Annotated in this window: 12 protein-coding genes; 7 read left to right on the plus strand and 5 right to left on the minus strand. The window is 71.4% G+C overall.

The genetic code is table 11. The features are described 5' to 3' along the window. Positions 1–4: 4 nt before the first annotated feature. Complete coding sequence (pepN, locus tag HYN04_RS03560) at positions 5–2,623, minus strand: aminopeptidase N (protein ID WP_110449481.1); 2,619 nt, start codon at positions 2,621–2,623, stop codon at positions 5–7. Between the two features lie 110 nt (positions 2,624–2,733). Here pepN and HYN04_RS03565 point away from each other — a divergent pair, with 110 nt between their 5' ends. Beyond that, positions 2,734–3,105 (plus strand): EthD domain-containing protein, encoded by a 372-nt coding sequence (locus tag HYN04_RS03565; protein ID WP_110451285.1) that lies wholly within the window; start codon positions 2,734–2,736, stop codon positions 3,103–3,105. A 190-nt stretch (positions 3,106–3,295) separates the two neighbouring features. After that, positions 3,296–3,442, plus strand: coding sequence for a lmo0937 family membrane protein (locus HYN04_RS13805; RefSeq protein WP_110449482.1), 147 nt, complete (start codon positions 3,296–3,298; stop codon positions 3,440–3,442). 195 nt (positions 3,443–3,637) lie between these two features. Here HYN04_RS13805 and HYN04_RS03575 read toward each other — a convergent pair whose 3' ends face one another. Genes HYN04_RS03575 through HYN04_RS03585 form a run of 3 tightly spaced genes read right to left on the minus strand, consistent with a single transcriptional unit; the run spans position 3,638 to position 8,665 of the window. Further along, a complete protein-coding gene (locus tag HYN04_RS03575; RefSeq protein WP_110449483.1) occupies positions 3,638–4,282 on the minus strand; it encodes a DsbA family protein in 645 nt (214 codons plus the stop codon). Positions 4,283–4,334: 52 nt separating this feature from the next. After that, on the minus strand, positions 4,335–5,051 hold the full coding sequence (locus HYN04_RS03580; protein ID WP_110449484.1) for a hypothetical protein: 717 nt from the start codon (positions 5,049–5,051) through the stop codon (positions 4,335–4,337). Next, a complete protein-coding gene (locus HYN04_RS03585) occupies positions 5,048–8,665 on the minus strand; it encodes a hydantoinase B/oxoprolinase family protein (RefSeq protein ID WP_241962684.1) in 3,618 nt (1,205 codons plus the stop codon). Before HYN04_RS03585 ends, HYN04_RS03580 begins: the two co-directional genes overlap by 4 nt. A 191-nt stretch (positions 8,666–8,856) precedes the next feature. Here HYN04_RS03585 and HYN04_RS03590 point away from each other — a divergent pair, with 191 nt between their 5' ends. Further along, on the plus strand, positions 8,857–9,546 hold the full coding sequence (locus tag HYN04_RS03590; RefSeq protein ID WP_110449486.1) for a tellurite resistance TerB family protein: 690 nt from the start codon (positions 8,857–8,859) through the stop codon (positions 9,544–9,546). A gap of 62 nt (positions 9,547–9,608) precedes the next feature. On the opposite strand, the gene HYN04_RS03595 is transcribed toward HYN04_RS03590, so the two are convergent. Next, the gene (locus HYN04_RS03595) at positions 9,609–10,604 is read right to left on the minus strand and encodes a hypothetical protein (protein WP_110449487.1); all 996 of its coding nucleotides are present in this window, start codon (positions 10,602–10,604) and stop codon (positions 9,609–9,611) included. Between the two features lie 374 nt (positions 10,605–10,978). Between HYN04_RS03595 and HYN04_RS03600 the strand changes: the two genes are divergently transcribed. The 4 genes from HYN04_RS03600 (at position 10,979) to HYN04_RS03615 (ending at position 13,572) form a co-directional block, all read left to right on the plus strand. Further along, positions 10,979–11,536 (plus strand): glycosyl hydrolase 108 family protein, encoded by a 558-nt coding sequence (locus tag HYN04_RS03600; protein ID WP_162599523.1) that lies wholly within the window; start codon positions 10,979–10,981, stop codon positions 11,534–11,536. A 105-nt stretch (positions 11,537–11,641) separates the two neighbouring features. Then, positions 11,642–11,956: a hypothetical protein gene (locus tag HYN04_RS03605; protein WP_241962685.1), complete on the plus strand. Its 315-nt coding sequence runs from the start codon at positions 11,642–11,644 to the stop codon at positions 11,954–11,956. A gap of 88 nt (positions 11,957–12,044) precedes the next feature. Beyond that, positions 12,045–12,332, plus strand: coding sequence for a putative quinol monooxygenase (locus tag HYN04_RS03610; RefSeq protein WP_110449489.1), 288 nt, complete (start codon positions 12,045–12,047; stop codon positions 12,330–12,332). Positions 12,333–12,348: 16 nt separating this feature from the next. Then, positions 12,349–13,572, plus strand: a complete 1,224-nt coding sequence (locus HYN04_RS03615; protein WP_110449490.1) for an acyl-CoA dehydrogenase family protein — start codon at positions 12,349–12,351, stop codon at positions 13,570–13,572.

Here is a 13,572-nt window from a genome sequence, read left to right on the forward strand (position 1 = left end):
AAAGTCAGCCCTCGAGGGCCCGGCTGACCAGTTCCACCACGTTCCGGGACAGGTCCGGCGCGGCGGCGATACGCTCCAGCTCCGCCTTCATCCTGGCGCCCAGGTCGGGCCGGTAGCGCCGCCAGGAGCCCAGGGGCTCCACCAGACGGGCCGCCGTCATGGGGTTGAAGCGGTCCACCGCCAGGATCTGGTCGGCGAGGAAACGATAGCCGGACCCGTCCTCGGCGTGGAAGCGGGCGGGATTGGCCGAGGCGAAGGTCGCCACCAGGGCCCGGAGACGGTTCGGCACCCGGGCGTCGAAGTCCGGATGGGCGGTGAGGGCCGCCACCTTGTCCAGCGCGTCCGGCGACGGGTCGCGGGCCTGGAGGGCGAACCACTTGTCCATGACCAGGGGCTCGTCCTTCCAGCGGGCGCGGAAGTCCTCGAGGGCCGAGGTGAAGGCGCCCCCGCCCAGCAGCATCAGGGCGTTCAGCCCGCCCATGGCGTCGGTCATGTTGGAGGCGGCGCGATAGTGGCCCTCCGCCAGGGCGGTGACCTCGGCGCCTGGCCGGGCGGCCAGGGCTTCCAGGGCGGCGTTGCGCAGGGCGCGCCGACCCGCGCTGGCGGCGTCCGGCGAAAACTCTCCGCCGTCCTGCAGGCCCAGGTGAAGGCGCTTCAGCGTATCCTCCAGATGGACGGCGAGGCGCAGGCGCAGGGCCTGCCGGGCCGCATGGATGGCCGCCGGGTCCGCGGGCGGGCTGGCCACCGCCAGGTCGGACTCCGTGGGCAGGGCCAGCAGCAGGGCCTTGAAGGCGGGCTCCGAGGCCTGGTCATTCAGGGCCCGGCCCATGGCTTCGGCAAAGCGCTCCTCGCCGACCTCGTCCGGCGCGCCGCCGGCCCGGGCCAGGATCAGGTCGCGGGCCACCTCCTGGCCGGCCTCCCAGCGGTTGAACAGGTCAGCGTCGCCGGCCAGCTGGACATAGCGGTCGCCGGGCCGGGCGTCCGAGGACAGCTCCACGGGCGCCGAGAAGCCCCGCAGGGCCGAGACCACCGGGCGAGAGGTCACGCCGGTCAGGGTCACGCGCGTCTCCTCGCCTTCGAGCACCACCAGGGTCTCGTCCGCCGCCTCGCCGTCAAGCTCGAAGGCCAGGGTCCGGCCCTCGGCGTCCAGCAGGCCCAGGCGGACGGGCACGGGCAGGGCGCGCTTGTCGGCCTGGCCCGGGGTGGCCGGCGTCCTCTGGGTCAGGGTGATCTCCAGTTCGCCCGTCTCCGGCGTCCAGCGCGAGGCCAGCCGCACCCTCGGGGTGCCCGCCTGCTCGTACCAGGCGAAGAAGGCCGACAGGTCCCGGCCCGAGACCTCCGCGAAGCAGGCGATGAAGGCCTCCACCGTCGTGGCGTGGCCGTCCCAGCGCTCGAAGTAGAGGTCCATGCCCTTCCGGAAGGCCTGGGCCCCGATCAGGGCCTTGAGCATGCGGATCACCTCGGCGCCCTTCTCGTAGATGGTCGCCGTGTAGAAGTTGTCGATCTTCAGGTAGCTGGAGGGGCGCACCGGATGGGCCAGGGGCCCCTGGTCCTCGGCGAACTGCCGGGCCCTCAGGGCCTTCACGTCCTTGATCCTCTGCACCGCTTCGCCGCGCATGTCGGCCGAGAAGGCCTGGTCGCGGAAGACGGTCAGGCCCTCCTTCAGGCACAGCTGGAACCAGTCGCGGCAGGTGATCCGGTTGCCGGTCCAGTTGTGGAAGTACTCGTGGGCGACGACGCTCTCGATGCGTTCATAGTCCAGGTCCGTCGCCGTCTCCGGGTCGGCCAGCAGCAGGGACGAGTTGAAGATGTTGAGGCCCTTGTTCTCCATGGCCCCGAAGTTGAAGTCGCGCACGGCGACGATCATGAACAGGTCCAGGTCGTACTCGCGGCCAAAGGCCTCCTCGTCCCAGCGCATGGACCGCTTCAGGGCGTCCATGGCGTAGGCGGCCCGGGCCGACATGCCCGGGTCCACAAAGACCTTCAGCTCCACCTTGCGGCCGCTGGCGGTGACGAAGCTGTCGGCCAGCTCGTCCAGCTCCCCCGCCACCAGGGCGAAGAGGTAGCAGGGCTTGGGGAAGGGATCGTTCCAGACCGCATAGCGCCGGCCATCCGTCCCCCGGCCGGTCTCCACCAGGTTGCCGTTGGAGAGCAGGCGCGGCCAGGAATCGTCCGCCGTCATGCGCACGGTGAACCGGGCCAGGACGTCCGGACGGTCGGGATACCAGGTGATGGTCCGGAAGCCCTCGGCCTCGCACTGGGTGCAGAACCGTCCCCCCGACATGTAGAGCCCTTCCAGGGCCTTGTTGGCCGCTGGGTTGATCTCGACCTCGGTCTCCAGGACGAAGGCGTCCGGAACCCCGGGGATTGTCAGGCTGTGGGCCTCCTCGGTGAACTCGCCCGCCGCCAGGGCCCGGCCGTCCACCGCCACCGACAGGGTCTTCAGCCGCTCGCCGTCCAGCCGCAGGGGCGCGCCCGTCTCACCGTTCCGCCGCAGGGTCAGCCGGGCCTTTACCCGTGTGGCCTCCGGCTTCAGGTCGAAGTCCAGGTGGACTTCGTCCACGAGGAAGGCGGGCGGCCGGTAGTCGGTCAGGCGGATCGGGGCGGGAGTTTCTGTGCGCATGCCTTCGATTTAGGCCATCCCGCCCGCGAGGGGGAGGGGCGCGGCGCGGGAAGGACTCGCCAATCGCCGGCGTACCGGGCGAAATGGCCGGGGAAAACGAAAGGCCGCCCATGATCAAGCTTACCTTCGCCCTCGTCCGCCTGCCGCATCTGACGCGGGAGCAGTTCCAGGATTACTGGCTCAACACCCACGGCCCCCTTGTGGCCAGCGTGAAGGACGTCCTGCGCATCCGCCGCTACGTCCAGCTGCACTCGATGGACGAGACCTTCAGCGCGGGCATCCGGGCCAGCCGCAACGCCCCGCCCCAGTTCGATGGGGTGGCGCAGCTCTGGTACGACAGCCTCGAGGACCTGGCCGCCCTCGGCAATGATCCGGCAGCCCGCGAGGCGGGGCGCATGCTGCTGGAGGACGAACGCAAGTTCATCGACCTGCCCAGGAGCCCCCTCTGGTGGGGCGAGGAAAAGGTGATCATCGACCGGTGAGGGCGTTCAGCGGGGCGCGGCCGGCGTCCTGTCCATTCCGACCCCTCTCCCGCTCGGAGGAGCGATTACCCGCACACCGGTGTATTGAGTTTTGATTCATCGCAAATACTCACTACGCAATCGGCGCCACGATTGATTTAGGGAGTGCGTTCTCCCTCGCCTGCGGTCCGTGACCGACAAGGAAAAACACATGCTTTACACAATTGCAGTGATCCTGATCGTGCTATGGCTTGTGGGAGTCGTCTCTGCCTACACACTGGGCGGCTTCATCCATATTCTTCTGGTCATCGCCGTTATTTCCATTCTGCTTCGCGTCATACAGAATAGACGGATCTGACGGGTCAGGGCCGCCGGAAGACGAACCAGACGACCCGCCCTCCGACAGGCAAGGGGTCTGCGGAACCGCCGTTGGCCTCCTCCGGCCCGCTGCGCGCTCCACCTCCCCCTGGGGGCAGGAATTTGGGAGCCCATTGTTTCCCAAAGGGGAAGCTGTCAGCGAAGCTGCCTGAGGGGGTCAACGGCGGTTCGGCCTTCAACCGTTCGCCGGCGGGCCTTCCAGCCAGGCCTTCAGGATCGCCACGACCTGATCGCCGGGATTGTAGCCCCGGGTGACGACGCCGTAGGTCCCCTCCGCGCCGGGGCCCGCCACCAGGGTGGGGAAGCCCGTCACGCCGGCGCGCTGCGAGACGCCATAGTCGGCCCAGGTCTCGTGTTTCAGGTCGTCCGTGTCGAAGTCCGCCAGGAAGGCGTCGGGGGCCACGCCGTAGCCGGCGGCCAGTTCGGCCAGCACCTCGGGGCGGGTGATGTTGCGGTCCTCGGCGTAGAAGGCCCTCTGCAGGCGTCCCAGGTAGGCGATGGCGCCCTCGGGGTTGTCGCGCCGCACCCGCACCACGGCCCGGGCGGCGGGGTCGGTGTCATAGAGGAAGCCAGGCTCATCCAGCACCGCGCGGCCGAAGGGCAGGCCGGTGGCCTCGGTGATGTGGGTCCAGTGGCCGCGCAGGCTGTCCCTCGCCTCCGGGGTCATGGGGGTCTCGGTCCCGGGGCGCAGGCCGCCCATGACGAGCCGTACGGGCAGGGCCCGGCCAAAGGTGCGGCGGATGTCCTCCATCACCGGCGAGAAGCCGTAGCACCACGAACACATCGGGTCGGCGAAGTAGATCAGGTGCGGCGCGGTCATGGCGGGGCTCCGGGGACGACGCCGCCAGCCTACACCCGGTCCGGTCGTGGGGCTATTGCGGCCCGGGGGCCTCCCGCAGGGCGGGCGGGCCCTCTGCAGGCGGCGGCTCGAGGGGCGCCTCAGGCGGCGCGCCTTCCGCGGGGGCGGGCTTGGGGGCTTCCGGCGCGGGCGCCGGGCCGGGCGTCTCGGTTCCGGCGCCGAAGGCGACACCCATGAGGGCGGCGTTGGCCTTCAGGCGATCGGCGGTGACGGGACAGGCCTGGGGCAGGGTCCAGCCCATCCACTGCTGGGCGACGGTGCGGGTCGGCAGGTTGGCCGCTGGCGCCCAGACCGCGCGGCCCTTGGCGATGGCGGCCTCGCCGCGCGGCCGCAGGGAGGACAGGCTGGCCTTCTCGGCGGCCTGGAGGGCGGCGTTGAAGGCCGCAAGGTGGGCCCGGCCCTGGACCTGCTGGTCGGCGTAGACCTTCAGGTCGTCCGCCAGGGACGAGCCGGGGCGGCGATAGGTTTTCTCGATGCGGGTGACGTCGGGCATGACCCGGTCGTGCTGGCCGAGGTAGCCCTCGAGGATGCCGTAGCACCAGCCCACGAAGCCATAGTCGTCCCGGGGCGCGCCCGTGGGCCATGGGGGCTCGTCCGTCGCCGGCGGGCTGGCGGCGGCGGGCTCAGAGGGGGGCGCCGGGGCCGTGACCTGGGGGGCGTCGGAAGGCGGCGGTGAGGCGGGCGTCGGCTCCTGGGCGGCCAGCAGCAGGGCGAGGACGAGGGCGATCATGGGGCGGCACTAGCCTCGGAATCCGGCGCAGGTGTGGCGACAGGCGCGCCGAAGCCGCCGCCGCCAGGGGTTTCGATCTCTATGGCCTCGCCGGCCGCGACAGTCACCGAGAAACAGCCCTCAAGGGGCTGGACCGATCCGTCCGTGCGGATCAGGCGCTGGACGCCGGGCAGGGCGGAGCCGCCCCCCGCCAGACCCTGAGGCGCGAACTCCCGCCGGGTCGAAAGCAGGGCCGCTTCCAGGGGCGCCAGGAACCGCACCCGCCGGCGCACCCCGTCGCCGCCCCGGAAGACGCCATCGCCGCCGGAATTCTGCCGGATTTCAAAAGCTTCCAGGCGAACCGGAAAGCGGCGCTCCAGGATCTCCGGGTCCGTGAGGCGCGAATTGGTCATGTGGGTGTGGACGCCGCTGGCGCCCGGCCCGAGCGCCGTGGCGCCGGCCCCGCCGCACAGGGTCTCGTAGTACTGCCGGTCCTCGTCCCCGAAGGTGAAGTTGTTCATGCTGCCCTGGGCGTTGGCCATGACCCCGAGGGCGGAATAGAGGGCGTCCACCACGTGCTGGCTGGTCTCGACATTGCCCGCCACCACCGCCGCGGGCGGGTTCGGCGCGAGGAGCGACCCCGGGCGGGTGCGCACCCTCAGGGGCTCCAGGCAGCCGGCGTTCAGAGGGATGTCGTCGTCCACCAGGGTGCGGAAGACATAGAGGACTGCGGCGTCGACGATGGCCGAGGGCGCATTGAAATTCGACGGCAACTGATTGGAAGATCCTGTGAAATCGATCTCGGCGCCCTGCCGGTCGGGGTCCAGGCGGATGCGCACGGCGATCTCGCCGCCGCCCTCCATGGGGACCCGCGCCTCGCCGTCGGACAGGCGGTCGAGGGCCCGGCGGACGGCCCGGGCGGCGTTGTCCTGGACGAAGCCCATGTAGCGGGCCACGACCTCTGCGCCCTGGTCGCGGATCATGGCCGCCAGGGCGTCGGCCCCGGCCTGGCAGGCGGCGAGCTGGGCTTTGAGGTCGGCCAGGTTCCGGTCCGGCGCCCGGCAGGGCCAGGGCCCGGCCAGCAGGGCCTGGCGAACCTCGGCCTCAAGGAAGGCGCCGTCCCGCATGATCGGCAGAGCGTCCAGCAAAATCCCTTCGTCTTCAAGGGTTTGCGAGTAGGGCGGCATGGATCCGGGCTGGATGCCGCCGACGTCGGCATGGTGCCCCCGGGCGGCCACATAGAGCTCCGCCGGCCCTTCGGACCCGGGCCGGGTGAAGACCGGCATGACGACGGTGATATCCGGCAGGTGGGTGCCGCCGGCATAGGGATTGTTCAGGGCGAAGGCCTCGCCGGGGCGCACCGCACCGCGCCGCTCGCGCACCGCCCGGACCGAGGCGCCCATGGAGCCGAGGTGCACCGGCATGTGCGGAGCATTGGCCACAAGGCCGCCGTCGGCGTCGAAGAGGGCGCAGGAAAAGTCGAGCCTTTCCTTGATGTTGACCGAATGGGCCGTGCGCTCCAGGGCCGCGCCCATGGCCTCGGCCACCCCCATGAACCGGCGGTTGAAGAGCTCCAGGGTCACGGGGTCCGGGCGGTCCAGGTCCACGGTCCGGGCGCCGGCGCCGGCGACCTGGACCAGGCGGATCAGGCCGTCGGCCTCGCCCTGCGCCCGCCAGCCGGGCAGGACCGCGATCTGGGTGTCGCTGCGCACGACAAGGGCCGGACCCTCGATCGCGGCCAGGCTCCCGGCCTCCAGGACGGGCGCCAGAAGGGGGACCGATAGGCAGGTCATCTGCATAACGGTCGGCGTCGCGGCGGGCGTCGGCGCAGCGTCGCCGGCGGGGCCCTGCAGGGGAGGGGGCGTCGTCGATGCGAGCGGTTCGGCGGCCTCGACCTCGACCCGGGCGATCAGCAGGGGGCGGTCGGGTTCGACGAAGCCGAAGAGGCGCCGGTGAGCCGCCTCGAAGGCCGCCCGGACTTCGGCCTCCGGTCCGGGCGCGGCGGCCAGGACGGCGTCGGCGCCGTCGTAGCGGAGGCCGAGCCGCACCTCAGCCGCGCCGCCTGTGACCCCCTGGGCGAGGAGGCCGTCGAGGGCCTCGCCCGACAGCCTTTCGGCCAGCCGCTTCGCCGCCTCCAGCCCCGTCGCGTCGAGGGGCGCCTCCAGTCCGGCCTGACGCAGGACGGCGGGCCGGGCCTGGCCCATGCCCCAGGCGGACAGGACGCTGCCCCGACCCGGGCACAGCACCTCGGAGACGCCGAGCGCCGCGGCCACGTCGCAGGCGACCTGCCCCGCCGCGCCGCCAAAGGCGACCAGGGCATGCCCGCGGGGGTCGAAGCCGCGCTCGGTGGAGATCCGGCGCACGGCCTGGGCGGTCTGCTCGACGGCCACGGCCAGGAAGCCCTCGGCGGCGGCCTCGGGGCTGGGCAGTCCCATCCGCGACGCCAGGCCGGCCAGGGCGGACCGGGCCGCTCCGGCGTCGAGGGGCGCGTTCCCCTCGGGCCCGAAGACGGCCGGGAAGCGGGCGGGATCGAGACGGCCCAGGACGAGGTTGGCGTCGGTGACGGTGGGCGGTCCGCCGCGTCCGTAGGCCGCCGGGCCGGGAATGGCGCCGGCGCTGGCCGGTCCCACCCGGGCCCGGTCGCCGTCAAAGGCGAGGATGGAGCCGCCGCCCGCCGCCACGGTCTCGACGTCCACCATGGGCGCCCGCAGCCGCACCCCCGCCACCTCGGCGGTCTCGCGCCGCTCGAGGGTCCCGGCGAAGCGGCAGACGTCCGTCGACGTGCCCCCCATGTCGAATCCGAGCACGGCCGGGGACCCCGCCGCCCGCGCTGCGGCGGCCACGCCCGAGACGCCCCCGGCGGGTCCGGAGAGTACGGCGTCCCGCCCGCGGAAGGCTTCGGCCCGGACAAGCCCGCCAGCGGAGGTCATGAACCAGAGGGGCGCGCCGCCCACGGCGGCCTGGACGCGGTCCACATAGGCCCGCAGGACCGGAGTCAGGCAGGCGTCCGCCACCGTGGTCTCGGCCCGGGGCAGGAAGCGGGGCAGGGGCGAGACCTCATGCGAGAGGGCGACGAAGGCCAGGCCCGCCTCGCGCGCCAGCCGCCCGGCCAGGATCTCGTGCGCGGGATTGAGGTCGGCGTGGAGGAAGGCCACCGCCGCGGCCTCGTACGTCCCCGCCCGGGCGGCCAGCCGGGCGGCCAGGGCGTGGGGGTCGAGGGGCGTGACGACGGCCCCGTCGGCGCCCAGGCGCTCGTCCACCTCCAGGACCCCGGCGTAGAGCGGTCCGGGCCGGCGGATTTCGAGGGCGAAGAGGTCCGGGCGGGCCTGGTCTCCGATCCGAAGGGCGTCGGCAAAGCCCCGGGTGGTGATCAAGAGGGTGCGGGGCAGCCGGCGCTCGAGCAGGGCGTTGGTGGCGACGGTGGTGCCCATGCGGATGGCGTCCACCCGCTCGGCCGGGAAGGGCGCGCCGGGCTCGACCCCCATCAGGCGGCGCATGCCCTCGACGGCGGAGTCGCCGCCGCTGGGCGAGGCCGACAGGAGCTTCGCCACCTGCTCACGGCCGTCGTCCGTGCGCCCCACCACGTCCGTGAAGGTCCCGCCCCGGTCGATCCAGAAGGTCCAGCGCCTGTCCAAGGGGCCTCCGCCGCCACACATCGCGGCTTAAGACCACACCCGGGAAAGGTGCGTCCAGAGGGGCGGCCCGCCGCAGGCCCGGGCGCCTGTCGAATTCGTAACGATCCCGGCGGCCCGGCAGGGTGTATTACCGATCCCGGGCGAAGGGGTGTGCAGGCCGCATGGCGGCTGCGCAGGCTTGGGAAGACGGGATGGGTTTCTGGAACCGAATAGCCGCCCTGGCGGTCCGCAGGCCCGATGCGGGCGACTGCGACTGTCCTCCCGGCCCGCCGGGCGCCGACCCGGCCTTTTCGACCGCCGTGACCGCCCTGGGCGCCAAGCTCGCCAAGGCTGACGGCCGGGCGCGGGTGTCCGAGTTCGACGCCTTCGCCGAGGTCTTCTCGCCGGAGGCCGCCTCCGAGGGCAATGTCCAGCGCCTGTATGACCTGGCTCGCCAGACCACCCACGGCTTCGAGGGCTATGCCCGCCAGCTGGCCCGCCGCTACCGCAACTGCCCCGGCCTGCTCGAGGATGTCCTGGACGGCCTCTTCCATATCGCCCGGGCGGACGGCGCCGTCTCCGGCGAGGAGGAAGCCTATCTCGAGCGGGTGGCCGAGCTGTTCGGCTTCGGCCCCCTGTCCTTCCGGCGCATCCGGGCGGCCCACCTGGGCATGCCCGAAGACGATCCCTATGCGGTGCTCGACGCCCCGCATGACGCCTCCGATGATGTCCTTCGCGCCGTCTGGCGCCGCCGCATCGCCGACGCCCACCCCGACCGGGTCCGGTCGCTGGGCCTGCCCGAGGAATACATCGACATCGCCCACGCCAAGGCCGCCGCGGTCAACGCCGCCTACGACGCCATCCGCCGCGAGCGTGCGGAGATGGCCGGGGTGCGAGGGTAGGGGCCCTGGCCCTTGAGGCCTTCCACCCTTCACGAACCCCTCCTCAAGAGCGCGCCTGTTGTTCAGGCTTTCCGATCGCACATCGACGGCGGCAGGCCCTGCAGGATGCAAGCCATGGCCTGGCCGCGGACCGGGCCGTAGTCGGCGATGAGGCCGGACTGGAGGTCGCGCCAGATGCGGTCGGTCTCGCCGGCCGCGGCTTCGAAGGCGCGGGCGAAGTTGCCTTCCACGCCGCCGCGCGGGGGATCGAGCTCGGTTGATGTGGGGTCCTGCCGGTGATCCTTGTTGAGGTCGGCATGGCGGGTCCGGCCCCGACAGTAGGCGCTCTCGGGGAAGAAGACGAAGCAGCCGGACATCAGGCCGGGGGGCGGGGCGTCGGTGTTGTTGGCGGCCAGCCAGGGTATCGGGCCGGCGCCCTCCAGCCCGGGCGGATTGTGAAGCGAGACCGTGGAGCCCGGCGGCAGGCGGTCGACCCAGTTGGTGTGGGAATAGAAGTCCTGGGCGGCGTGCAGGGCCCGGCCGAGGTGGAAGTCCACCTCGCAGAGGGGCGTCCGCGGCTTCAGGACCCGCCAGGCGCAGTCCCCGGAGCCCCTTGTGGGTTTGCCCTGGGCGTCGACCAGGCCGTCGGCGGCGGCCCTGGCGAGGGCGAGATTCTCCCGGATCCAGTCGCGACAGGCCGAGAGGGCGGCGGGTCCCAGGCCCCGGGGAGGCCCCCCGTCCGGGGCAAGGTCGCCGCCGTCGCAGTGCGCGGCGTTCCTGAAGGTGATGGCGGTGATGTCCGGCCGCTTCAGCGACACCTCAAGGCGGTCGAGTGCGGACCGGGACCAACAGGCCGAAGCCGGGCCTCCCCCGCAGGCCAGGGCGGCGTCGGTGATGCGCCGGTGCTCGCTGGGGCCCCGGGCGACGGGGAAGGGTGCGAAGGCCTGGGCGGACGATGCCGCCATGGCGAGGACGAGATAGGCGGCCAGGCTGACGGCCAGCCAGAACCAACGCCGGCCCCGGTCGGGCTGCACCGGTCTTCCGTTCCCCACGAGATTGAATCGGACCCAGTTGCTCATGACGCCCTCTCCCTGTCGGATCGCCCCACCGGGCGCCCGGGTCCCTCCCTGTCTGCAGAGGCGAGGCCTGTCCATCCCGGTCCCCGCGCCTGAAGCCCTATTTCACGGGAACTCACGACGATTTCACGAAAGCGTCGCGCCATGCGCGGGCCGAAGGAGGAAGAGCGGTCGGCAGCCCCCGTCCGCCCAGGGTCACCCGGCATCCCCCGGCGCGGAGTAAAACTGGACGGATGAATCCAGTTTATCCAGGATACATGGGCGAAATCACGGACTTTTCACGTATTTTTCCCGATGGGCCCTCTGCTGCCTGGGTGAGACTCCGAGCAAGCGGGGGCGTCGGACGACTCACGTCGCCTGTCGCGTGGAGTCGCCTCATGCCCAACAGACCGCGAAGTGTTGACCGGGATGGCGTCTCGTCGCCTCCGCCGGCGCCGGAATCGGCGGATGAGGCCTTGGCCCTGGCGGTCCGAATCTCCCGGGAGGTGCGCGGTTCTCTTTCGGAATCCCCCGAAGGCGGTCCTCCGGAGACGCTGACCTTCGAGGAGGCCTTCAGCGAACTGGCGGCGCGTGAGAACGGTCGTCTGCGGGATCCCCGGGTCCCGGACGGCGAAATCTGTTTCGGGGACCTGGCCATTGAGGCGCCCCGCCTGTCTCCTGACGTAGCCCGCGACCTTTACCGGACGTCCTGCTGGGTTCCCACCTTCTGTGACCACCTGCCCCGGGCGGTGGCCCTGGAAGTCTTTGACATGGCGGTGTTCAGCGGTGCGGAAGCGGCGCGCCGGGCGCTGCAGGTCGCCCTCAGGCTGCCCGAGACCGAACTTCCGGCGACGGAGTTCCTGCTTGAGATCCGCCAGGCTGATCCGGTCCGGCTCCGGGCGCGTTTTCTCATCGCCCGGCTGGCCGACATCGCCGGCCGGCTCTCCGGACCCTGAGGCTCACTCCGCCGGCGGATTCCCGTTGACGTCCCCACCTGGGCGCACAACATGTGTGGGACGGCGGGCCGGAGGATCCGGCGCCGCCCCCTGCAGAGGACGACGATGATCCGCATCGCCTACAGTACGGGATCTTCCACCCTTCGCGGCCCCAAGGCCGTGCTGGCGGTCCTGGCGGCCGTGGCGGGGCTGCTGCTGGCTGCGGTCGCCGCCCTGTTCGCGGCGGCCACCGTTGTCGTGGCGGCCGTTGTGGGGACGGCCCTCCTGGGACTGGCCGCCCTGGCGGGCCGCCTGCGCCGCCAGCCGGCGTCGGTCACCCGGGGACCGATGGGCGAGGACGGCGTAATCGAGGCCCGTAAGGTGGGCGGCCATGAGTGGGTCGCCTACGGCTGGAGCGACCGGGACAGCCCCGAGCGCTGATTTCCGGCAGGGTGACGCGGCGGCGGGGCTTGTCGCCTGCGGGAGCCGCCTCTACCGTCCGCCTCCTCACACAAACGGAGGAAACGGAATGATCGGCGTCATCGCGACCCTGACCGTGGCGGAAGGCAAGAACGCAGAGTTCGAGGCCATCTTCACCGAACTGGCCAAGCAGGTGCGGGCCAACGAGCCCGGCTGCCACGCCTACCAGCTGACCCGCAGCCGTGCGAACCCGCAGGTCTACAAGGTGCTGGAGCTCTATGCCGACGAAGCGGCCCTGAAGCACCACGGCGGCACGGAATACTTCAAGGCGGCGGGTCCGAAGATGGGCCCCTGCATGGGCGGCCGGCCCGAGATCGAGTACCTCGACGGCGTCTGATCAGGAGACAAGAACCATGGACCTGGCCTTCAGCAAGGAGGACCTCGCCTTTCGCGACGAGGTCCGCGCCTTCATCGCCGAAGCTTTCGATGACGACATGCGCGCGCGCATGGACCAGTCGAAGAACGCCCACATCGACAAGGCGGGCCAGGTCCGATGGCTCAAGCGGCTGCATGACAAGGGCTGGATCGCCCCGGACTGGCCGGAGGAATACGGCGGCACGGGCTGGAGCCACAGCCGCAAGTACATCTTCGAGATGGAGATGGCCCTGGCGGGCGCGCCCTCGACCTCGAACATGGGGCTGACCATGTGCGCCCCGGTGGTCATGGCCTTCGGCACGCCCGAGCAGAAGGCCCAGCACCTGCCCAAGATCCTGTCCACCGACGTCTGGTGGTGCCAGGGCTATTCCGAGCCGGGCTCCGGGTCGGACCTGGCCTCCCTGTCGCTCAAGGCCGAGCTGGACGGCGACCACTATGTCCTGAACGGCTCCAAGATCTGGACCACCTACGCCCAGTGGGCGGACTGGATGTTCTGCCTGGTGCGGACCTCGAACGAGGCCATCCGCCAGGTGGGCATCAGCTTCCTGCTGCTGGACATGAAGACGCCGGGCATCTCCATCGTCCCCCTGCCGACCCTGGACGGGCCGGCCCAGGGCGAGCAGGAGATCAACCAGGTCTTCTTCGAGAACGTCCGGGTGCCGGTGTCGAACCGGATCGGCGAGGAGGGCCAGGGCTGGACCTACGCCAAGTACCTGCTTCAGTTCGAGCGCGGCAATCCCTACGCCCCGGGCCTCACCCACCAGCTGGAGAAGGTCAAGCGCATCGCCTCCCTGCAGGCCTCCGACGGCGGCGGCAAGCTGGTCCATGATCCGGCCTTCCGGCGCAAGCTGGCCGAGATGCAGATCAAGGTGGACACGCTGAACGCCACCGAGCTGCGCGTCTTCGGCGCACGGGTGACCGGCGAGACCCTGGGGGCCGTGTCCTCCATGTTCAAGCTCGAGGGCAGCCAGGCCCAGCAGGCCATCACCGAGCTGGCCCTCGAGGCGGCGGGCGTCTACGCCGCGCCCTTCGTGCGCGACACCTGGGCCGAGATCCGGGGCGAGCGCAATGAGCCGCGGGCCGGTCCGGACTATGCCGCCACCCTGGCGCCGCACTACTTCAACTATCGCAAGACCTCGATCTACGCCGGGTCGAACGAGATCCAGCACAACATCATGGCCAAGATGGTGCTTGGCCTCTGA

Source organism: Phenylobacterium parvum, from assembly GCF_003150835.1.
Taxonomy (GTDB): Bacteria; Pseudomonadota; Alphaproteobacteria; order Caulobacterales; family Caulobacteraceae; genus Phenylobacterium; species Phenylobacterium parvum.